Source organism: Salmonella sp. SAL4457, assembly GCF_046548235.1.
Taxonomy (GTDB): domain Bacteria; phylum Pseudomonadota; class Gammaproteobacteria; order Enterobacterales; family Enterobacteriaceae; genus Salmonella; species Salmonella enterica.
Genome location: NZ_JBGDZO010000004.1, coordinates 421,766 through 444,013, shown reverse-complemented (window position 1 = coordinate 444,013; position 22,248 = coordinate 421,766). Strand labels below are relative to the sequence as shown.

At 53.5% G+C, this 22,248-nt stretch carries 19 protein-coding genes and 1 pseudogene; 10 read left to right on the top strand and 10 right to left on the bottom strand.

Features of this window, described 5'->3' with window-relative positions; genetic code table 11:
• Positions 1–266 precede the first annotated feature (266 nt).
• The 5 genes from ACLJNW_RS15875 to sthE all read left to right on the top strand — a co-directional run bounded on the left by ACLJNW_RS15875 (position 267) and on the right by sthE (position 5,850).
• Positions 267–812, top strand: coding sequence for a fimbrial protein (locus ACLJNW_RS15875; RefSeq protein ID WP_000482236.1), 546 nt, complete (start codon positions 267–269; stop codon positions 810–812).
• A 70-nt stretch (positions 813–882) separates the two neighbouring features.
• Positions 883–1,566 (top strand): fimbrial biogenesis chaperone SthA, encoded by a 684-nt coding sequence (gene sthA / locus ACLJNW_RS15870; protein WP_000680522.1) that lies wholly within the window; start codon positions 883–885, stop codon positions 1,564–1,566.
• A 45-nt stretch (positions 1,567–1,611) separates the two neighbouring features.
• Positions 1,612–4,149 carry a fimbrial outer membrane usher protein gene (locus ACLJNW_RS15865; RefSeq protein ID WP_001160707.1) on the top strand — a complete coding sequence of 846 codons (2,538 nt, stop codon included), beginning with the start codon at positions 1,612–1,614 and terminating at the stop codon, positions 4,147–4,149.
• Positions 4,150–4,166: 17 nt separating this feature from the next.
• On the top strand, positions 4,167–4,724 hold the full coding sequence (locus tag ACLJNW_RS15860) for a fimbrial protein (RefSeq protein ID WP_001056984.1): 558 nt from the start codon (positions 4,167–4,169) through the stop codon (positions 4,722–4,724).
• Between the two features lie 40 nt (positions 4,725–4,764).
• Positions 4,765–5,850 carry a fimbrial major subunit SthE gene (sthE, locus tag ACLJNW_RS15855; RefSeq protein WP_021001129.1) on the top strand — a complete coding sequence of 362 codons (1,086 nt, stop codon included), beginning with the start codon at positions 4,765–4,767 and terminating at the stop codon, positions 5,848–5,850.
• A 57-nt stretch (positions 5,851–5,907) separates the two neighbouring features.
• On the opposite strand, the gene creD is transcribed toward sthE, so the two are convergent.
• From creD to creA, 4 genes and pseudogenes are all read right to left on the bottom strand, one after another.
• A complete protein-coding gene (gene creD, locus ACLJNW_RS15850; RefSeq protein ID WP_000920395.1) occupies positions 5,908–7,257 on the bottom strand; it encodes a cell envelope integrity protein CreD in 1,350 nt (449 codons plus the stop codon).
• 57 nt (positions 7,258–7,314) lie between these two features.
• Positions 7,315–8,738: pseudogene (gene creC / locus ACLJNW_RS15845) on the bottom strand (two-component system sensor histidine kinase CreC).
• Positions 8,738–9,427: a two-component system response regulator CreB gene (gene creB / locus ACLJNW_RS15840; RefSeq protein ID WP_023204487.1), complete on the bottom strand. Its 690-nt coding sequence runs from the start codon at positions 9,425–9,427 to the stop codon at positions 8,738–8,740. Before creB ends, creC begins: the two are co-directional and overlap by 1 nt.
• Positions 9,428–9,439: 12 nt before the next feature.
• Positions 9,440–9,913, bottom strand: coding sequence for a protein CreA (gene creA / locus ACLJNW_RS15835; protein WP_000875811.1), 474 nt, complete (start codon positions 9,911–9,913; stop codon positions 9,440–9,442).
• A 211-nt stretch (positions 9,914–10,124) separates the two neighbouring features.
• On the opposite strand from creA, the gene robA reads away from it, so the two are divergent.
• Positions 10,125–10,994 (top strand): MDR efflux pump AcrAB transcriptional activator RobA, encoded by an 870-nt coding sequence (robA, locus tag ACLJNW_RS15830; protein WP_000371685.1) that lies wholly within the window; start codon positions 10,125–10,127, stop codon positions 10,992–10,994.
• Here the strand turns inward: robA and gpmB are convergent.
• A complete protein-coding gene (gene gpmB / locus ACLJNW_RS15825; protein ID WP_000942363.1) occupies positions 10,991–11,638 on the bottom strand; it encodes a 2,3-diphosphoglycerate-dependent phosphoglycerate mutase GpmB in 648 nt (215 codons plus the stop codon). The two genes, robA and gpmB, sit on opposite strands and share 4 nt — an antisense overlap.
• 48 nt (positions 11,639–11,686) lie before the next feature.
• Here gpmB and yjjX point away from each other — a divergent pair, with 48 nt between their 5' ends.
• Complete coding sequence (yjjX, locus tag ACLJNW_RS15820; protein ID WP_000554310.1) at positions 11,687–12,202, top strand: inosine/xanthosine triphosphatase; 516 nt, start codon at positions 11,687–11,689, stop codon at positions 12,200–12,202.
• Between the two features lie 101 nt (positions 12,203–12,303).
• Here the strand turns inward: yjjX and trpR are convergent, their stop codons facing one another.
• Together trpR and sltY are read right to left on the bottom strand one after the other, a co-directional pair.
• Entirely contained in the window at positions 12,304–12,630 is a 327-nt protein-coding gene (gene trpR / locus ACLJNW_RS15815; RefSeq protein WP_000192004.1) for a trp operon repressor, read from the bottom strand.
• A gap of 57 nt (positions 12,631–12,687) precedes the next feature.
• Positions 12,688–14,625, bottom strand: coding sequence for a murein transglycosylase (gene sltY / locus ACLJNW_RS15810; RefSeq protein ID WP_000373272.1), 1,938 nt, complete (start codon positions 14,623–14,625; stop codon positions 12,688–12,690).
• Positions 14,626–14,833: 208 nt separating this feature from the next.
• Between sltY and ettA the strand changes: the two genes are divergently transcribed.
• The gene (gene ettA, locus ACLJNW_RS15805) at positions 14,834–16,501 is read left to right on the top strand and encodes an energy-dependent translational throttle protein EttA (RefSeq protein ID WP_000046770.1); all 1,668 of its coding nucleotides are present in this window, start codon (positions 14,834–14,836) and stop codon (positions 16,499–16,501) included.
• Between the two features lie 117 nt (positions 16,502–16,618).
• Here the strand turns inward: ettA and nadR are convergent, their stop codons facing one another.
• The 3 genes from nadR to serB form a co-directional block, all read right to left on the bottom strand.
• Complete coding sequence (gene nadR / locus ACLJNW_RS15800) at positions 16,619–17,851, bottom strand: multifunctional transcriptional regulator/nicotinamide-nucleotide adenylyltransferase/ribosylnicotinamide kinase NadR (protein ID WP_001519486.1); 1,233 nt, start codon at positions 17,849–17,851, stop codon at positions 16,619–16,621.
• A gap of 150 nt (positions 17,852–18,001) precedes the next feature.
• On the bottom strand, positions 18,002–19,384 hold the full coding sequence (gene radA, locus ACLJNW_RS15795; RefSeq protein WP_001029720.1) for a DNA repair protein RadA: 1,383 nt from the start codon (positions 19,382–19,384) through the stop codon (positions 18,002–18,004).
• Positions 19,385–19,467: 83 nt separating this feature from the next.
• Positions 19,468–20,436, bottom strand: coding sequence for a phosphoserine phosphatase (serB, locus tag ACLJNW_RS15790; protein ID WP_001132983.1), 969 nt, complete (start codon positions 20,434–20,436; stop codon positions 19,468–19,470).
• 116 nt (positions 20,437–20,552) lie between these two features.
• Here serB and ACLJNW_RS15785 point away from each other — a divergent pair, with 116 nt between their 5' ends.
• Together ACLJNW_RS15785 and lplA are read left to right on the top strand one after the other, a co-directional pair.
• A complete protein-coding gene (locus ACLJNW_RS15785) occupies positions 20,553–21,197 on the top strand; it encodes a YtjB family periplasmic protein (RefSeq protein ID WP_000090067.1) in 645 nt (214 codons plus the stop codon).
• 33 nt (positions 21,198–21,230) lie between these two features.
• The gene (lplA, locus tag ACLJNW_RS15780; RefSeq protein ID WP_023204488.1) at positions 21,231–22,247 is read left to right on the top strand and encodes a lipoate--protein ligase LplA; all 1,017 of its coding nucleotides are present in this window, start codon (positions 21,231–21,233) and stop codon (positions 22,245–22,247) included.
• Position 22,248: the final 1 nt, after the last annotated feature.

Genomic DNA, 22,248 nt, shown 5'->3' with positions numbered 1-22,248 from the left:
ATTATCAAAAAAGAGATCTTGCTCTATAAATCCAGTCATCAACCATACTTCTTTAGTGGTATTTTATTAAACTTTGTTACCGAGTCCGAAACTGGACTGCCGTTCAATATTGCATCAGAATTTTCATTGAGTTCATAGTTGATATACGTAGAATAGCCGCCTGCTTATCTACAGAACAGAAAGAAGCGCATACAGAGTAAAATATAATATTTTATTTTATATAGCTATCTTTATTTTTCAGCGAATAGAATCAGGCAACAATTAATATGTTTAATAAGAAAATTATCATCCTGGCAATGTTAACTGCCGTAGCATCCACACCGGTATTTGCCCAGAACACGATTACGTTCAATGGCAAAATTTACGATCAGGCGTGTACGGTTCAGGTTAATGGCTCCACGGATACCACCATTGATTTAGGTAATTACAGCAAAGAACGCATCGCGGAAAAAGGCGCCACAACCGATTACGTGCCGTTTACCGTAAGCCTGGTTAGCTGCCCGGAAGCAGGGACTGGCGTACCAACCCAGGCCATGTTCCGCTTCCACGGCGCAACGGATGATTCCAACCCAACGTACTTCAAAAACGCGGACGAAGGATCGGAAACGGGCGCCGCGGGTGTCGGTATTTCTATTCAGAACGCCTCACATAGCGATGTGACAGATAACACGGATGATGCTGCAGTAAACCTGCCAACCGACGGCTCGAAAGCAGACTTTATCTATTACGCCGCCATGGCAAACGATGGTTCCGCAACCGTAACCGGTGGAGATGTTAGCACTCAGGTTACGTATACCGTTTCGTATCAGTAAGGCATTCTCATCCTGATGTGGACAGGCAGGATGCCAGTCCATAGCGTAAAACATCTTTACAGAGTAAAAAATGAAACACATAAAGAAATCCGTGTTGGTCGTATTACTGACAAGCCATGTTGCCCATGCCAGCATTGTTGTTGGCGGAACCCGACTGGTTTTCGACGGCAATAATGATGAGTCGTCAATCAATGTAGAGAATAAAGACAGCAAAGCGAATCTTGTTCAGTCATGGTTATCGGTTGCCGATCCCCAGGTCACAAATAAGCAGGCGTTTATTATCACCCCGCCTCTTTTTCGCCTTGATGCCGGGCAAAAGAACAGTATTCGGGTTATTCGCTCTGGCGCCCCCCTACCTGCAGATCGGGAATCTATGTACTGGCTCAATATTAAGGGTATTCCTTCTATTGATGATAATGCCTCCGCGAACCGCGTGGAAATCTCCATTAATACCCAAATAAAGCTTATATATCGACCGCCAGCATTAACAAAATCAACGCCTGATAGCCAGAGCCAACAATTAAAATGGCAGACGGCAGGTGATGTTATTACCGTAAATAACCCCACTCCCTATTATATGAACTTTGCCAGTGTGACGCTTAACAGCCATGAAGTGAAATCAGCGACCTTCGTTCCGCCAAAATCATCAGCGTCATTTAAATTGGGTTCTACTGCCGCCCCTCATGGCACGGTAACGTGGCGATTAATCAGCGATTATGGGATGAGTTTAGAGCCGCATTCCGGTTCATTCTAGCCATTAACGACTTCACTTTACTTTTACCCTTTCAGGACTTTTACTGTGCAATTCTCCAGAGTAGAGCCCCGTTCTCAATTAGCGTTATCGTTTCTCTTTATATGCTGTTCCATAAAACCAGCGTTAGCGCATGATCATTTTAATCCATTATCGTTGGAAAATGATGAACCGGGCGTGGAGAATGTCGATCTATCGGTTTTCGAAAAGGGGGGGCAGGCAGAAGGCACCTATAATGTTGATATTTATATTAATAACACCAGTGTTGAAACAAAAAATATTGCCTTTAAAAATAAAAAATCAGCAGATAATAAGCTCTCCCTACAGCCGTGTCTTAGCGTTGAACAACTCAAGCAGTGGGGCGTAAAAACAGAAAACTTCCCCGAGCTTAAAAATGACCCAAACGGGTGTACCGATCTTAGTCTGCTGGCTGGCGCTGTAGCAAAGTTTAATGTCATCGGTAACCGGCTGGATTTAGCGATCCCTCAAATCGCGTTGATCGCCGACCCGCGAGAATTCGTCCCTACCAGCGAATGGGATGAAGGCATTAATGCTTTTTTGCTGAACTACAGTTTTACCGGATCGCAGGATCACGATATTGATGAAAACCGGACGGAAAATAGCGAATACGCTAACCTGCGCCCTGGTATTAACATTGGCGCATGGCGTTTTCGTAACTACTCAACCTGGAATCATGATAGCGATGGGCAAAATAGCTGGGATTCTGCCTACACCTATGTTTCTCGCGATATCGAATTTTTAAAAGGACAGCTGATCGCCGGGGAAAATAACACGCCCGCAGACGTCTTTGACAGTATTTCATTTAAGGGCGTACAGATCTCTTCTGATGACGATATGTTGCCGGACAGTATGAAAGGGTTCGCCCCGGTCATTCGCGGGGTGGCCAAAAGCAGCGCGCAGGTAACCGTTGAACAAAACGGTTATACCATCTACAAAACTAACGTTCCGGCGGGTCCATTCGCCATCAACGATCTTTATCCAACCGGCGGTTCGGGCGACCTGTACGTCACCATCAAAGAATCCGATGGTTCTGAACAGCATTTCATTGTGCCCTACGCCAGCGTTCCGGTATTACAGCGTGAAGGCCACCTGAAATACGACCTGACGGTAGGCCGCACGCGTTCATCAGATACGCATTCCGCGCAACAGAACTTCGCTGAACTGACGGCCTTATACGGATTAGCAGGCGGCATAACCGCCTATGGCGGAATAGAGAGTACGCTGAGCAATGATGTTTATCATGCGGCGCTCATCGGGACAGGCTTAAACCTTGGCGATCTGGGCGCATTGTCTTTAGACGTCACCAACTCATGGTCAAAAATTAAAGCAGGCGATGTGGTTAGCGATACGCTTACCGGACAATCCTGGCGTATTCGTTACAGCAAAGATATTCAGTCAACAGGCACCAATTTCACTGTCGCCGGCTACCGTTATTCGACCAAAGATTACTACGCTCTTGAGGATGTGCTGGATACCTATAGCGATAATAGTCACTATGATCATGTACGTAATCGCACCGACCTGTCGTTATCGCAAGACATTATCTACGGTTCCATTTCACTCACTTTATATAATGAAGATTACTGGAATGACACTCATACCACATCATTAGGTATTGGCTATAACAACACATGGCATAACGTAAGCTATGGCATTAACTATTCTTATACGCTGAACGCCGATAATTCTCAGGATGAAGACGACGATACGGAAGACAGTAATGACCAGCAAATTTCAATCAATATTAGTATTCCGTTAGATGCCTTTATGCCGTCAACGTATGCCACCTACAATATGAACTCCGCGAAAGACGGCGATACCACGCATACTGTCGGTTTAAACGGAACAGCGCTGGCACAGAAAAATCTCTCATGGAGCGTTCAGGAAGGTTATTCCTCTCAAGAGAAAGCCACCAGCGGTAATGTGAGCGCAACCTATAACGGGACGTATGCGGATATTAACGGCGGATATAGCTACGATAATCATATGCGTCGCCTGAATTATGGCGTTCAGGGCGGCGTACTGTTACATCGAAATGGCCTGACACTATCCCAGCCAATGGACGACACCATCATATTGGTTAAAGCCCCTGGCGCAGCGGGTGTCCCCGTGAATAACGAAACGGGCGTGGACACCGATTTTCGGGGTTATGCCGTCGTACCTTATGCTTCGCCTTACCATCGTAATGAAGTCTCTTTAGATACGACTGGCATTAGAAAAAATATTGAGCTCATTGATACCAGTAAAACGCTGGTGCCTACCCGTGGCGCGGTGGTCAGGGCTGAATATAAAACCAATATTGGTTACAAGGCATTGATGGTATTAACCCGCATAAACAATCTGCCTGTTCCTTTTGGCGCGACCGTCTCGTCTTTAACAAAACCAGACAATCACAGCAGTTTTGTTGGTGATGCGGGGCAGGCCTGGTTAACCGGACTGGAAAAACAAGGGCGGTTATTAGTGAAGTGGGGACCAACAGCAGCAGACCGGTGTCAGGTCTCTTATCGTATACCGAGCTCCCCCTCCGCTTCTGGCGTAGAAATCTTACACGAGCAATGCCAGTGATTCTGGTGGGATAAAAGATGAATATGAACAGATTTGCTGCATTAGCCGCCCTGTTAACGTTCACGGGTCTGGCATTATGGTCGCCATCGATCAGCGCGGCATACAATACCGCAGATGCCGTAGACATTAACGTTACGGGATTAATTTATGCCGATCCGTGTACCGTGACGGTCCCCGACACGCTCTCTCTTGGACAATATGCCCGGGCGGATATCGCCGTGGCCGGCGGCAATACCGCCACCATTCCTTTCACCATAAAAATGACGAATTGCCCGGCAACGACCACAAAAGCCGCGATTTCATTTAACGGCGTACCTTATCCCGATCCAAATTATGCTTCTGCGATTTATGCAAACAGCGCGGCCAATCCGGCGCAGGATTTAGGATTACAGCTTTTTAACCTGGACGGTAAAAGTCTGGTCAATCTGGCCAACAACGTCACTTACACGGTGGATATCAACAGTAATACCCATGAAGCCAATTTGCCTGTCGCCGCAAGGATGTATACCCCGTATGGAAAAGTCACGGCAGGGGATTTCACGTCCGTTGTGACGATCACTATCGCATGGCAATAACATCTTTCTATTTCACCTGGTATAAAAGCAGGAATTTTTCATGAGAAGGTTATATCTGGCGCTTATTCTGCTGTTCGCGTATTCCGGTCATGGTTACGCCTCCTGTAAACGTTCCGGAAATGAAGGCGCGATCACTATCACCCCGCCGTCGCAGCTTGTGGTGGATAGCCACGCCTATACCGCAGGCGAAGTGTTGTGGCAATCGGGCTGGGTTTCCACCTCCGAAGTCACAATGGATGGCTGTAGTCGCGATTATAAGGTCGGTTTTTTATATGAACCCGGTAGCGCGCAGTCAAATGCATCAGCGACAATCAATGCGAATGACGGGAACAACACGCCGGTATTTAGCACCGGGATTTCCGGCGTGGGCATTGCGATTAAAACCCAAACGAATGCTGGCCCTTACGATAATGTCATGCCAATCGATAATACCTACCATAATGGCGATGGCAATAAAACACACCATGCGATGGCTCCCGCCTACAATGTTGAACTGGTCGCCTTAGGCGGTCCGATCACCTCCGGTACCGCGACATTCCAAAGCCCACTGGCGCGCGTATCTTTTCGCGATAGCGCAACGGAAGACTCCGGCGGCGATATCCTGACCCATCTGTATTTGGGGAATACGCAATTGATTATGAAAGCGATGGGATGTCGGGTAGAAACACCTGCCATCACCGTGGATTTAGGCAGCGTCAATTTAGGCAGTTTCGCTAACAGTCAAACCGCGGGCACAGGCGAGCAGGATATCCTATTGACCTGCGAACAAGGCACCGCTATTTCCGCATCGTTAAGCGCCCAACCGGCCAGCGGAAATAACCCTGATAATTCAGTCATCCAGTTGAGCAATGCGAGCGCGCCAACCAGCGCAACCGGCGTTGGCGTACAGTTGGGTATTCAGGCGCCGGACGCCGGTTTCTTTACCGACAGTTTGCCAATCAATCAAAAAATTGATCTCTTTACTCACACGATTACCACCAATGCCGATGGCAGCCAGACGGTTAACGGCGGAACCATGAATATGTCCACCACCCTGAAAATTAGCGCGCGCTACTATAAAACCGCCGCCACGGTAACAGCCGGGCAAGCGAATGCCACGGCAACATTAAACCTGACCTATAACTAACGGCATCACATTTTCTGGCGCTGCGCGGGAAAACGTTAACGCGCGCGCCCGTAAAATTTATTTCCACAAACGTAATTCGTCATCTTTTACTGGCGGTAATGACTTACGTTGCTGACAAGAGAGCGAATACCAGTCCAGATGGCGCGTCAGGAACATCACGCCGCCAAGCGCCAGTAGCAGAACGCCGGTCCCCAGAAGCAACGAGCTATCTTCCGAACGCAGCAATCCCCACATCACGCCATCCAGCGCCAATAACGCTAACGTAAACAGTACGCTATTGCGCCATCCTTTCAGCACCGCCTGCAAATAAACGCTATTCATCAACGCGCCCACCAGGCTTGCGGCGATCCAGGCTGGCGTGAAACCGATATGTTCCGACAGTGCCAGCAACAGCAGGTAGAACATCACCAGCGATAACCCCACCAGCAGATACTGCATCGGGTGTAACCGCTGCCCCGTCAGGGTTTCGAAGACAAAGAAAGCCATAAACGTTAGCGTAATCAACAAAATGGCATATTTCGTCGCTCTGTCCGTCAGTTGATACTGATCGGCTGGCGTCGATACAGCGACGCTAAACGCCGGTAAGTTGTCCCAATCCACCTTTTGCGCATCAGCAAACTGTTCGCCGAGATTCGTGGCAAACCGGCTGGTTTGCCACTGGGCCTGAAATCCTGAACCGCTGATTTCGCGTTTACCGGGAAGAAAATCCCCCACAAAATTTGGGTGCGGCCAGTTACTGGTCAGGGTCATTTCACTGCTACGCCCGACGGGAACCAGTGAAAAGCTGCCGGTTCCGCTTAAATTTAACGACATCGCCAACGTCAGGTTGCGCGTCGCCCACTGACTGTCCGGCAGCGGGATATGAATGCCCTCTCTACTTTCCGGTAAGCCGGTCCCCGGTTCTACAGTGAGCGTTTCACCATTCACCTGCGGCGCTTTTACTGCGCTGATACCGCGCGCATCGCCGACGCCCACGACGATAAAGGGCTTTCCAAGGGTAATGTTCGGTCTGTTCAGCTCATGCAGACGGGCCACATCAAACTCCGCCTTTATCGCCATATCGGTATGCCACACCTGCCCCTGATAAATACCTATTTTTCGCGCTTCAACGTTTTGATTGCCTTCGACCAATAGCGACTCCGGCAGCCAAAAATAGAGATAGCTGCGCTTATACTGGACCTCTTTCTCCTCTTCCAGCACGGTATAAAGCTCTGTCACCGGAATCGCCACCAGCGGGCCGACAACCTTTTGTGGGCCGCTGGTACTCTGACGAATAGCATTCTCCACATGGCTTCGATAATCAGCACGCTCCACGATGGTGTGCCGTACCATCATCAGGGGAATTAACAGCAGGATCATGGCGCCGCCTAACGTAATCATTTTCCACAACAGGGGGGATTTCAACATAGCGTTCTCCTTTGCAATGCCAGCAGTGTAAGAACGCGATGTGGGGAGAATTTGAAGTTATGTGAAGTGACGGTGAAGTGTCAACGAGGCCAGCACGCCGCCTTCGGGACGGTTGCACAACGTCACCTCACCGTTGAGGAGCCGCGCCGCCTCGCTGACAAACGCCAGCCCAAGCCCGCTGCTTTTACGCCCGTTTTCACGGGGCAACGAATAGAATCGGTCGAAAATGCGCGGCAGCGCAAAATCAGGAATACCACAGCCGGAATCCGTCACCTGCAGGATCGCTTTCTCCCCCATCGGCTGAGCGCTTAATGTGATAACGCCATTTTCAGGCGTAAAGTCGATGGCATTGTCCAACACATTGCCCAACGCCTGCGCCAGAAGCTCCGCGTCGGCGACGACAACCAGCGAGGAAGGCCGTAGAGTAAGCGTGATCTTTTTTGCCGCCAACTGAATACTGCGCGCCTCGCTAAGCTGCGTAAATAGCTCATCAACAGCAACCGGCGCGAGAGGGATATCCTGTCGGTTTTCCAGCCGCGCCTGGCGCAGCAGGGTTTCTACCAGCGCCTGCATTCGCGTATTTTGCGCCAGTATATTCTCTGTAAAGCGGGTAACCACATCCGCGGGCGGTCCTTCACGCAGAATCTCCGCCGCGCCGCGTATCGCCGCCAGCGGACTTTTCAGCTCATGAGTCAACGCATACACATACTGCTCAATCTCATTCTTGCCTTCCAGCTTAATGCGCATACTCTCCAGCGCCTGCGCCAGTTTACGCAGCTCGCTGCTGCCTAATGCAGGTAACGCAAGCGGGCGGTTTTCGGTGACGGAATCCGCATAGCGCGTCAACCGGGCGATGGAGCGGTTAATCCACCAGACCATCCCCGCGCCAATCGCCAGCGCAATTCCCAGTAAAACGGCGCTGGCCCACAGAATGCGCCGTTCGCTGCGCTTAATCACCGGCGCCATTGCCGCATTCGGTTTGCCGACAGTCAGGACGCCGATAATCCGTCCATCGCTGATTATCGGCGCGGCTACGTACATCACGGTGCTATTGGGATCGGCAGAATCTTTTGCCGTGCTGCGGGTGCCATACTGTCCGCGCAGGTAAGCCAGACGTCATTCCAGCGAGAATAATCCTGTCCCACCGCTTTGTTTTCCGAATCAAACAACACCTTCCCCTGCGCATCCGTCATATAGACATGGTATTCATTGCGCACTTTGACGATCCCGCTGATATTGGCGCGAAACGGGCGATGTTGCAGTTGGGCGAATGCCTTCGCCAGCTGGCCGTCAGTCGGGTTGCCGGAAAGGAGATCGTCGCCGGCCAGCGCCGCCAGCAGCGTCGCGGTGTCAATCAGCGTCCCTTCCGTCGCGCGGCGGACGCCCGGCTTTATCTCCTGAACGAAGATAGACAGCACAAACACGGCGGCGACGGCGACAATAAGAAAGTAGCCCAGCAGCAAACGCATTCCGATGCGCATCAGACGCTCCTCAGGCTGTATCCCATCCCACGATGCGTGTTAATTGGCGAGAGATCCGGGTTGATCGCGCGTAGCTTAGCGCGCAGGGTTTTGATGTGTGTATCGATCGTCCGATCGAAGGTCTCCTGGGCATCAGACCAGACAATATCCATCAATTGCTGGCGCGAGTACACGCGCTCCGGCGACAACAGCAGGGTTTTAAGGAGCAGAAATTCATAACGCGTCAGCGAGAGCGGCGTACCAAACCAGGCGATCTGCGCCGCCGGTTCATTGAGTTCAAAATGTCCGGTACGCACCACCGGCGACGGCGCAGCAAACTTTTTCACCCGGCGCAGCAGCGTGCGCACGCGGGCGCTCACTTCGCGCGGCGAGAACGGCTTGGCGACATAATCATCTGCGCCGATCTCCAGACCAAGCAATCGATCCACTTCATCGCTACGGGCAGTCAGGAAAAGAATCGGCAGCGCAGGATGGCGTTCCAGCAACTGCCGACACAGCTCAAAGCCGCTGATATCCGGTAGTCCCACATCGAGAATCACCGCATCCGGCCGTTGCTGACGCGCTTTTTCCAGCGCGGGCAGCCCGCGAGCGAATAGCTCAACGGTAAACCCTTCCAGTTGCAGGGTGTAGATGAGCGTATCGGCGATTCCCTGTTCATCCTCGACTAACCAGACCTGCGGTTGCTGCATACTCTTTCCCTGTTATTGTCGCCACGGCATGACCGGCACTGCGCTGATGGCGTTCTTCGGCGACCCGTCGACTACTTTGTCGGAGTAGGCCAGATACGCCAGCGTGTTGCGTTTCTCATCATAGAAACGCACGACCTGCAATGACTTAAATATCAATGAGGTGCGTTTTTTGAAAACCACCTCTCCCTGCGCCTTGCCGTTCTTAATTTTGTCGCTCAGTTCAATAGGCCCGACCTGCTGACAAGAGATGGCGGCGTCAGACGTATCTTCCGCCAGCCCCAATCCGCCTTTTATGCCGCCCGTTTTCGCCCGGCTAACATAGCACGTCACGTTTTTGACATCAGGATCGTCAAAAGCTTCCACCACGATTTTATGGTCAGGACCGAACATTTTAAATACCGTATCGACTGAACCAATTTGTTCCGCGCGGGCGCTCTGCCCCAGCAGCAACAAAATTGAGAAAAGTACTAAGCTCTTGTATTTCATATTGTTACCATTCATAAAAGTTACATTGCGTAATTATTAGACATTCTAAAATAAAATGGTTATAGATCACAGGATTAGAATAATTACCTGTCACGTTGCTTAAAAAAAGCATTTAAGCTCAAAAAAAACACTGAATGCTAAAAGAACAAAAAATGCTATTATCCTCTTACCTGATATCGGGTGCTCGTTGTTGAAAGGATGGGGATATTTTATGGATCAGGCTGGCATAATTCGCGACCTGTTAATCTGGCTGGAAGGTCATCTGGATCAGCCGCTGTCACTTGACAATGTGGCGGCAAAAGCAGGCTATTCCAAGTGGCACCTGCAGAGAATGTTTAAGGACGTGACGGGCCACGCCATTGGCGCTTACATCCGCGCCCGTCGTTTATCGAAATCAGCAGTAGCGCTGCGTTTGACCGCGCGTCCAATTCTGGATATTGCTCTTCAGTACCGCTTCGATTCTCAGCAAACCTTTACGCGCGCCTTTAAGAAACAGTTTTCCCAGACGCCAGCGCTGTATCGTCGCTCCTCGGAATGGAGCGCCTTTGGCATTCGCCCGCCATTACGGCTGGGCGAGTTTACCGTGCCGGAACATCAGTTCGTTACGCTGGAAGATACGCCGCTCCTTGGCGTCACGCAGAGCTATTCCTGCTCGCTGGAACAGATTTCCGACTTCCGCCACGAAATGCGCGTGCAATTCTGGCATGATTTCCTCGGTCATTCGCCAACTATTCCGCCAGTGCTTTATGGGCTTAATGAAACGCGCCCCAGCATGGAGAAAGACGATGAGCAGGAAGTATTCTATACCACCGCACTGCCGCAAGAGCAGGCCGATGGCTATGTTCAGTCGGCGCATCCTGTGCTGTTGCAGGGCGGTGAATACGTCATGTTCACCTATGAAGGGTTAGGAACCGGCGTGCAGGATTTTATCCTGACCGTTTACGGCACCTGTATGCCAATGCTGAATCTGACCCGTCGTAAAGGACAGGATATAGAGCGATACTACCCGTCAGAAGATACCAAAACCGGCGATCGCCCTATCAACCTGCGCTGCGAATTTCTGATCCCGATTCGCCGTTAACGCTGTAGCTCATCCAATGCAGGGGCGTCCAGATGCGAAACGTCCCCTGCGGTTTCTACCACCCACCCAGACGCCAGCCACTGACTTTCCTGGTAATCGATGCGGGAAATAGAGCAGTTGCGCAAACGTAACCGGCGTTCCGCCCAGGCGGGTAGTCCCAGTATAGTACTGACCAGACAGCCCAACGCGATACCGTGACTGACCAATAAAGGTCGGCTGCCCTGCGGTAGCTCCAGACAGGACGCCAGCGCGGCATGAACGCGATCGCTCAACTCCTGCATCGATTCCCCGCCGGGAATGCGGCCATCCTGCGTGCCGTTGACCAGCTGACGACGCCAGCCCTCTTCTTCTTCCGTCAGCGAATCGATCTGGCGCTTTTCCAGCACGCCCATATCCAGCTCGCGCAGGCGGGAGTCAAAGGTGATATCACACCCGCACGCCTGGGCGATAATCTCCGCCGTGCGTTTTGTGCGGCCTAAATCGCTGCTGATGATATGGGTGATGCCGAGGCTACGGGCGCGTTCTCCTACCTGCATGGCCTGCTGCTCGCCTTTTGCTGTCAGGGGACTGTCCGATTGGCCCTGAATACGTCGCTCGGCGTTCCACTGCGTTTCACCGTGGCGAACAAGGTATACCTGTAACATGTTTTTTTTCCGTTATACTGCGATAAATTTTTAAAACTGAGCTTAATTATGCACCAGGTTATCTCTGCGACCACCAATCCTGCCAAAATTCAGGCAATTCTACAGGCATTTGAAGAGATTTTCGGCGAAGGATCGTGCCATATTACGCCCGTCGCCGTCGAGAGCGGCGTACCGGAGCAGCCCTTCGGAAGCGAGGAAACGCGTGCTGGCGCACGAAATCGCGTGGATAATGCGCGACGCCTGCATCCACAAGCTGATTTCTGGGTAGCCATTGAAGCCGGAATTGACGATGACGCCACCTTCAGTTGGGTGGTGATTGATAACGGCGTTCAGCGCGGTGAAGCGCGATCGGCCACGCTGCCGCTGCCCGCCGTCATTCTCGACAGAGTCCGCCAGGGAGAAGCGCTTGGCCCGGTGATGTCCCACTATACCGGTATTGACGAGATTGGTCGCAAAGAGGGCGCCATTGGCGTATTTACCGCCGGAAAATTAACGCGCTCCAGCGTTTACTACCAGGCGGTGATTCTGGCGTTAAGCCCGTTTCATAACGCGGTGTATCGATAATTATTTGCGCTATGTTGTAGGCCTGATAAGCACAACGCCATCAGGCATTTCGCGGCGATGTTGCCGGATGGCCGCTTCGCCTTATCCGGCCTACGAGCAAATCAGGCGCTTTTCAGCAGTACGTTCTCAAGCCAATGACGCAGTTCAACCGGCGCGGATTTCAGGCTGTTTGACCCGCGCGTGATGGTGGCGATGCCCGCCCCCAGCTCGGTTTTCAACTCGCGCTGGCTCATTTCGCCACGCAGCAACTCCTCAATAATGCGCACGCGCGTTCCCAGCGCTTCACGCTCGTCCGGCGTAAGCATCAGTTGTAATAAAGGCAGATGCAGATCCTCTGCATATGCCTGACGGAGTAACTCCACAAAACGAAGCCACTCCTGATTACGTTGTTCGGCGATAGCCGATGAATAAGGGGAATGCTGGGTCATGTTATACCGCCGTTTGTACTGTTACACGAGTACAAATGATAACATAACCCGTCTGCATTAATACCGTCGCTGCCACTCAGAGTCGCTCATTAAGGCCTCTTTCTGCCCCATAAAGTGGCGATAGTAAGCGTCATAGGCCAGAACGTTTTTCACGTAGCCGCGCGTTTCCGAAAAGGGAATGCTTTCGACAAACGCTACAGCATCGATACGCCCGGCGCTATTGCCAAGCCAGGTGCGCACGCGCCCCGGCCCGGCGTTATACGCCGCCGAGGCGAAAATACGGTTATTACCAAACTGCTGATAGACATACTGCAAATAGCTGGTGCCAATGTTGATGTTGGTCTCCGGCTCCAGCAGTTGGCCGGGGCCACGGTAGTCCGGAATCGAAAACATTTTCACCGTATGGGTGGCCGTTCCCGGCATAATCTGCATTAAGCCGCTGGCCCCTACCGGCGATTTTACTTTCGGGTTCCAGGCGCTCTCCTGGCGGGCAATCGCCATGGCATAGCTTTGTGAGATATCTTTTCCGCGGGTATAGCGGGTAAAAAGATCGTTATACGCCAGCGGAAAACGCTCCTCCAGATGATCCCACAGTTTTCCGGCGATCGTCGCCTGTACGCTCAGATCCCACCAGTGCTGGTTAAACGCATAGCGCGCCAGCTGCGCCTGTTCAGATTTACTACGGCTTTTTACCAGATTCGCCCATTCGCTGCGCGCCGTGTTATCCAGGTTCCAGTACATCAGCTCCCGTACACGCGCCATCTCCGGCCCCTGCGTCAACGCGCTGTTTACGTTGGCGGGCGCTTTATCGATTTTAAGCGTGTACTCTTCGCCTAAACGCTGCGCCGCGACCATCGGATAAAAACCGCGCTTCTGCATTAAAGCATGAAGGATCTCTTTCGCTTCGGCGTCACGACCGCGCTCCAGCAATAAATCCGCCTGCCAGTAACGCCACTCGTCTTTCTCTTTCGCCTCCATTGGCAGTCGGGCAAGCCAGGTATTGAGACCGCGACGATCGCCCATCCCCAGCGCCATACGCACGCGCCGCTCGATAAGCGACGTCGATTGCGAGCGCATAATCGCGTCATCGCGCCATTTCGCCTGCGCATCGGTCACATCGTTGCCCATCAGTCGCCAGGCAACGATATCGCGCAGCGCCTGCGTTTGTTCCTCATTAAGTTTCTGCGCCTGTACCAGCGAGGGGATCATCAGACGCGCATTTTCCGCGTCCTGGCGGGCGACGCTGGCAAACGCGACTTCCGCCATCTGGCGGGTAAAATCGGTGGCGCCAGTGGTGCGTGCGAAGGTCAACACGTTATTAGGGTCATTAGCGAGGGTAATGATCGCTGAGGCGATCGTTTGATATTCCGCCGGCATCTGTCCGGCCAGCACCGTAACCAAACCCGTATTCCCGGCTTTCATCGCCAGCCGAATACGTTCCAGGTACGCCAGCGGGTCTTGCTTGCCGGAGGCCCGCCAAACGCTGAACAGTTTATCGCAGGCATTCGGCTGACTTTTGCCGGTCAGCCAAAGGTCTTTCGCGCCCTGCCAGGCCGCTTCCGTTTGCCCGGTACTCCATTTCGCGTAGTAATAGTTACATTGCGCTTCCGTGGTGCCGGGTTTCTCCGGGCTAAACGCCAGCAAGCCGCGCCAGTCTTCACGACGCGCCAGCTCATTGACGAAGCGTGATTGCAGCGTACGCGCAGGCGGAAGCGTAGGATTGGCGCGCACAAACTGCGTGACAGCAATCGCCGGTTGGTTCATCAAATCGTCGGTGATCTTACGGTATTCCAGATACGGGTAGAGCGGATAATCTTTCAGACCCGGCATCATCTGCTCTACCACATCCATCTGGCGGTTGTCCCAGGCCTGCTTAATCTGCGCATAGCGGTTACGCTGCTCTTCCAGTGAGTCGGCCCGCGCGAGGTGACAAAAGGTCAGCAGGCATACGCTGGCGGCGACGAGACGCCAGACAAATGGTTTGGCTCTATCCACAAGCACTTCCTCAATTGTTATCTAATGCAGCATCATGCCGCGTAATGAATTTATGCTAACCAGTCATAGCCATTTGCGCCACGTTACGGACACTTTTTTACTTTTATTGCGAGTGCGATCTGCTGGCTGGGCTTAGGCAGGGAAAAAGGCTACACTTCGCCTTTGAAATCTATTCACCATCACGATAAACATAGAGGCGAAGTCCAACGTGGCTCAATTCGTTTATACCATGCATCGTGTCGGCAAAGTGGTTCCGCCGAAACGTCATATTCTGAAAAACATCTCGCTGAGCTTCTTCCCTGGCGCCAAAATCGGCGTGCTGGGCCTTAACGGCGCCGGTAAGTCTACCCTGCTGCGCATCATGGCGGGTCTCGATAAAGATATCGAGGGCGAAGCGCGCCCGCAGCCCGGCATTAAGATTGGCTACCTGCCGCAGGAACCTCAGCTAAACCCGGAACACACGGTACGCGAGTCGATTGAAGAGGCCGTTTCGGAAGTGGTTAACGCCCTCAAACGTCTGGATGAAGTGTACGCGCTGTATGCCGATCCGGATGCCGACTTCGACAAGCTGGCTGCAGAGCAGGGCCGGCTTGAAGAGATTATCCAGGCGCACGACGGTCATAACCTGAACGTGCAGCTTGAGCGCGCTGCTGACGCCCTGCGTCTGCCGGACTGGGATGCCAAAGTCGAAAAACTGTCCGGCGGCGAGCGCCGCCGCGTGGCGCTGTGCCGTCTGTTGCTGGAAAAGCCGGATATGCTGCTGCTCGACGAACCCACCAACCACCTGGATGCCGAATCTGTTGCGTGGCTGGAACGTTTCCTGCACGACTTCGAAGGCACCGTCGTGGCGATTACCCATGACCGTTACTTCCTCGATAACGTCGCCGGTTGGATTCTGGAACTTGACCGCGGCGAAGGTATTCCGTGGGAAGGCAACTACTCCTCCTGGCTGGAGCAGAAAGATCAGCGTCTGGCGCAGGAAGCGTCTGCCGAAGCGGCGCGCCGTAAATCCATTGAGAAAGAGCTGGAGTGGGTGCGTCAGGGCGCGAAAGGCCGTCAATCGAAAGGTAAGGCGCGTCTGGCTCGCTTTGAAGAACTGAACAGCGTTGAGTATCAGAAACGTAACGAAACCAACGAACTGTTTATTCCACCAGGACCGCGTCTGGGCGACAAAGTCATTGAAGTCAGCAACCTGCGTAAATCCTACGGCGACCGCGTACTGATCGATGACCTGAGCTTCTCGGTACCGAAAGGCGCTATCGTCGGGATCATCGGGCCAAACGGCGCGGGTAAATCGACCCTGTTCCGCATGATGTCCGGTCAGGAGCAGCCTGATAGCGGCACCATTACGCTGGGTGAAACCGTCAAGCTGGCCTCGGTCGATCAGTTCCGCGACGCGATGGACAACAGCAAAACCGTCTGGGAAGAAGTGTCCGGCGGGCTGGATATCATGAAGATCGGCAATACCGAAATGCCAAGCCGCGCCTATGTAGGCCGCTTCAACTTCAAAGGCGTCGATCAGGGCAAACGCGTTGGCGAACTGTCCGGCGGTGAGCGCGGTCGTTTGCACCTGGCGAAACTGCTGCAGGTGGGCGGCAACGTCCTGCTGCTCGACGAACCGACGAACGACCTGGATATCGAAACCCTGCGCGCGCTGGAAAACGCCCTGCTGGAGTTCCCTGGCTGCGCGATGGTTATCTCGCACGACCGTTGGTTCCTTGACCGTATCGCCACCCACATTCTGGATTATCAGGATGAAGGTAAGGTGGAATTCTTCGAAGGTAACTTTACCGAATACGAAGAGTACAAGAAACGCACGCTGGGCGCCGAGGCGCTGGAGCCGAAGCGTATCAAGTACAAGCGTATTGCCAAATAAATGTCTGAATGCCGGGTGGCGCTTGCGCTTACCCGGCCTACAAACCCAGCGATTCCAATACGTTGTGAAACTGTAGGCCTGATAAGACGCGGTAAGCGTCGCATCAGGCATTGGTTCTTATCCCTGCTCGCCCATCATCTCTTTCACCAGTTCCACACAGCGCAAAAAGCGGCCATCGTAGTCAGCCTCTTTAACGTGAACGAACTCAATGTTGTTCTCTTTCAGCATCTCGACCAACAGGCTCTGGAACGCTTTGCGATCCACTGAACTGCCCAGGCTTCGCAGTCCGTCAGCTACCCACGGCGTATTATTCTCCAGCAAAATCACCAGGTCGAAGCGATACTCGTCGATCAGCGCCTGGACAAAGGGATGCTCGCGCCCTTCGTATTTTTTGCAAAATGCCTGGGTGGTGACGAAATCGGTATCGATAAACGCCACTTTATTCGCATATTTTACTGCGAAATCAATATATTGCGCATGACCCAGCGCGATTTTATCGTAGTCGGAATACTGTAACGCCATCTCATCGCCGCCCAGATGCGAAAAGACATAGTCGCGGCCATATTCCCAGGCGCTGGTGGTATTAAAAATATTGGCGAGCTTATTGACCAGCGTAGACTTGCCGCTTGATTCCCCGCCCAGAATCGCGACGGTACGCACGAAAAACGGCTTCACTTCGGTAGGAATATATTCCCAGTAACGAAACGGATTTTCGCGGATTTGCGCCCCGCTGATATTCATAAACGTGCGTTCAGGATCGACCAGCACCGTCTCAATCCCTAAATGCTCAAGGTACTGCGGCGCATCAGCCTCTTCGGAAGTGTAGATCCAGCTCGGCTGTATTCCCTTCTCTGCCATAAACGCTTTAATGCCGTTGCTCCAGACGTCCCAGCCATGCGGATAAGGCTCCATCCCCTCTTCATTAAAGGCGTGGATGCGAATATTTTTTTGGTATTTGAAGGTTTGCAGCAACCAGCGCAGGCGATCCGACACGGTGGGCTGCTGCGACATGGCGCTATCCTCAAACAGCCCGCGGTCGCGCGTATCGTCATATCCCATAATGATATGCAACTCATCCACCTGGCTACAGGCGCGCTGGATCAAGTAGATGTGTCCGGTATGCAATGGATAAAATTTACCGAACACCACGCCAATGTTTTTCTGTCGGCGGGGAAACTCCAGCCCGAGAAAACGGTGTAGCGCCTCCAGTTTTTGCGCGCTGGGGCTTTTGATTTTGGCGTTAAGTAACTGACTCAGATACCCCTTGGTCATACCGCTGGCGTCAGCCACCTGTTGCAGAGTGCAACCTTGCTGCTTAATCGCGGTTTTGAGATAGTCGAACGATGACACAAGAGCCTCCTGCTGGAAAAATCGCATAACACTGCCTGACGGCGCTTCGCTTATCAGGCCTACAACATCAATCCGTATCAATCCGTAGGCCGGATAAGACGCATTGCATCGCCATCCGGCAAATTATACAACATCACTACATACAGAGAATTATAAGTCGTCAAACACGCTTAACGCATCTGCGAGCTTTTTAACACCGAACACCTGCATTCCTTCCGGCGGCTTTTTCGGTACGTTGGCGGCAGGCACAATCGCCCGACGAAAGCCGTGTTTCGCCGCCTCGGAAATACGCTCCTGCCCGCTCGGCACCGGACGAATCTCGCCTGCCAGCCCCACTTCGCCAAACACCACCAGATCCTGCGGCAACGGCCTGTCACGCAGGCTGGAGACCATCGCCAGCAGTAAAGCCAGATCCGCGCTGGTTTCGGTGACTTTCACGCCGCCGACCACGTTAACGAAGACGTCCTGATCCGACATTTGCAGACCGCCGTGTCGGTGTAGCACCGCCAGCAGGATTGCCAGACGGTTTTGTTCCAGACCGACCGCCACGCGTCTGGGGTTCGCCATCATCGAGTGATCGACCAGCGCCTGAATCTCCACCAGCAACGGTCGCGTGCCTTCCCAGACGACCATCACTGAACTGCCGGAAGTGACCTCATCGCCACGGCTTAAAAAGATGGCGGACGGATTGCTCACTTCGCGCAACCCCTGTTCGGTCATGGCGAAGACGCCCAGCTCATTGACTGCGCCAAAGCGGTTTTTGTGGCTGCGCAGCGTGCGGAAACGAGAATCAGCGTCGCCGTCGAGCAATACTGAGCAATCGATACAGTGTTCCAGCACTTTCGGCCCCGCCAGCGACCCGTCTTTGGTGACGTGGCCGACCATCACGATCGCCACGCCGCGCGTTTTGGCGAAGCGCGTCAGGTAGGCTGCCGTTTCGCGGACCTGGGCGACGCTGCCTGGCGACGACTGGATGTCCGCCATATGCATCACCTGTATGGAGTCGATCACCATCAGTTTCGGCTGTTCTTCTTCCGCAATCAGGCAGATCTGCTCGATGCTGGTTTCGGAGAGCATATTCAGATTAGCGGTCGGCAGGCCGAGACGGTGCGCACGCATCGCCACCTGCTGTAGCGACTCTTCGCCGGTGACGTACAGCGTTTTCATCTGCTCGGCGAGCTTGCACAGCGTTTGTAGCAGCAACGTTGATTTGCCCGCGCCGGGGTTACCGCCAATCAAAATGGCGCTGCCGGGTACCACCCCGCCGCCCAGCACGCGGTCAAACTCTTTAAAACCGGTAGAAAAGCGCGGCAGTTCCTCAAGACTGATGTCAGACAGTTTCTGCACTTTTGATACGCCCGCACTGCCGGCGTATCCGCTCAGACGTTCGTTACGCGCCACCGTCGGCGACGCGGCAAGGCGCACCTCAGTAATGGTGTTCCAGGCCTGGCAGGCGCTGCACTGCCCCTGCCAGCGTGGGTAATCGGCACCACATTCATTACAAACAAAGGCGCGTTTTGGAGCTTTTGCCACGTTTTACCTCTTTCGTTAACGCTGTTGCCGGATGGCGCTGGCGCTTATCCGGCCTACGGTCGCCTTGCCATTGGGCAGGTTAATCATTTCTGGTTCATGCTGCCGGAGAGAATGCAAAACACGCCCATCAGGTCAGCGTGGCGGATCGTAATCTCCGTCTTTTCGTTTACTTTTGGCTTGGCATGGAAGGCAATACCTAACCCTGCCGCTTTGATCATTGGCAGATCGTTAGCGCCGTCGCCAATCGCCACCGTCTGCGCCAGCGGGATGTCATGCTCTTGCGCCAGACGAAGCAAGGTATTGGCTTTATACTCAGCATCCACAATATCGCCGATAACGTGACCGGTAAATTTACCGTCCATGATCTCCAGCTCATTGGCGACCGCCGCCGTCAGGCGTAGCTGGTCACGCAGATAGTCGGCGAAGAAAGTGAAGCCGCCGGAGGCGATAGCGATTTTCCAGCCAAGCGCTTCCAGTTTTAGCACCAACTGCGTTAATCCTGGCATTAGCGGCAGATTCCCGCGCACCTGGCGCAAAATATCGGCATCCGCGCCTTTCAGCGTCGCCACGCGGCTGCGCAGGCTGGCGGTAAAATCAAGCTCGCCGCGCATCGCGCGCTCCGTCACTTCAGCCACCTTCTCACCGGTACCGGCCAGCTTCGCGATTTCATCGATACACTCAATCTGGATCGCCGTGGAATCCATATCCATGACCAGCAGCCCCGGCGTGCGCAGATGCGGAATTTTACCCAGCGGCGCAACATCCAGCTGCGCCTCATGCGCCAGCCGCGTCGCACGCGGCGTCAGCGACCCCGCCAGACGAATGACCTGATAATCCTCCACGCACCAGGCGGCGACAATCACCATTGCGGCGCCCAGTTTGGTCTGATATTGAGTTAAACGCTGCTTATCCAGCCCGCGCCCATACAGCAGCCAACCGCTGCGGCCTGCATGGTAATCCAGAGGCATCACCTCGTCGCCGCTTAAAGAAAGAGGCAAACCAGGCCATAAAGAGACATCTTCAGGCAGATCGCACCAGGTAATGTTAGGCATTAAAGCTCCTGTAAATCGTTCAGGCCGGTAACCGCCCCGCGGAAAATAACGCATGAGGCTACCTTGTAACCATCGCTTCTGGCAACATTAAGCCTCAAATTTTCAGCAGGTGGAATATGGCTCGCGCAAAACTGAAATTTCGGCTGCATCGTGCAGTCATTGTATTGTTCTGTCTCACACTGCTCGTCGCGCTTATGCAGGGCGCGTCCTGGTTTAGTCAAAACCACCAGCGACAGCGCAACCCGCAGCTGGAAGAGCTGGCCCGCACGCTGGCGCGCCAGGTGACGCTCAACATCGCCCCGCTGATGCGCAGCGAAACACCGGATGAAAATCGCATCAACGCCGTGCTGCGTCAGCTCACGCAAGAGAGCCGTATTCTGGATGCCGGCGTCTATGATGAACAGGGCGATCTTATTACTCGCGCTGGCGAAAGCGTCAATGTGCGCGACAGGCTGGCGCTGGATGGCAAAAAAGCGGGCAGCTATTTTAACCAACAAATTGTCGAGCCTATCCAGGGGAAAAACGGCCCATTGGGCTACCTGCGTCTGACGCTGGATACCCACACGCTGGCCACCGAAGCAAAGCAGGTCGATAACACCACCAACATTCTACGCCTGATGCTGCTACTCTCGCTGGCGATAGGCGTGGTGCTGACGCGCACCTTGCTACAAGGTAAACGCACCCGCTGGCAGCAGTCGCCCTTCCTGCTAACGGCCAGCAAGCCTGTTCCGGAAGAGGAAGAGCGTGAGGAAAAAGAGTAAAATGACGGCTTAATAAAGGTAAGGAAAACCACCATGACAACATTACGCCTGCTTATTTCTGACTCTTACGATCCCTGGTTTAACCTGGCGGTCGAGGAGTGCATTTTCCGCCAGATGCCCGCCACCCAGCGCGTGCTGTTCCTGTGGCGCAACGCAGATACGGTGGTCATTGGACGCGCGCAAAACCCGTGGAAAGAGTGTAATACGCGGCGTATGGAAGAAGATAATGTCCGTCTGGCCCGCCGTAGCAGCGGCGGCGGCGCGGTATTCCATGACCTCGGTAATACCTGCTTTACCTTTATGGCTGGTAAACCGGAATACGATAAAACCATCTCCACCCATATTGTGCTCGCGGCGCTGAATTCGCTGGGGGTCATGGCCGATGCTTCGGGACGCAACGATCTGGTCGTAAAAACGCCGGACGGCGATCGCAAAGTCTCCGGTTCAGCCTATCGCGAAACCAAAGATCGCTGCTTCCATCACGGTACGCTGCTGTTGAACGCCGACCTCAGCCGTCTGGCGAACTATCTGAATCCCGATAAAAAGAAACTTGCGGCGAAAGGAATCACCTCCGTTCGCTCCCGCGTGGCCAATCTTACCGAGCTATTACCGGGTATCACCCATGAACAGGTCTGCCAGGCGGTCACGGAAGCCTTTTTCGCCCATTACGGCGAACGCGTCGACGCGGAAGTGATTTCACCGGATAAAACGCCGGATCTGCCGAATTTTGCCGAAACCTTTGCGCGCCAGAGCAGTTGGGAGTGGAATTTCGGCCAGGCACCGGCGTTCAGCCATCTGCTGGACGAGCGTTTCACCTGGGGCGGCGTCGAGCTGCATTTTGACGTCGAGAAAGGTGTGATTACCCGCGCACAGGCGTTTACCGATAGCCTGAACCCGGCACCGCTGGAAGCGCTGGCCGAGCGGCTGCAAGGGTGCCAGTATCGAGTGGATGTGTTGGAGCAGGCCTGCGAATCTTTAATTGCTGAATTCCCGGCTCAGAAAGGTGAGCTGCGGGAACTGGCTGCGTGGATGGCTCAAGCTGTACGCTAAG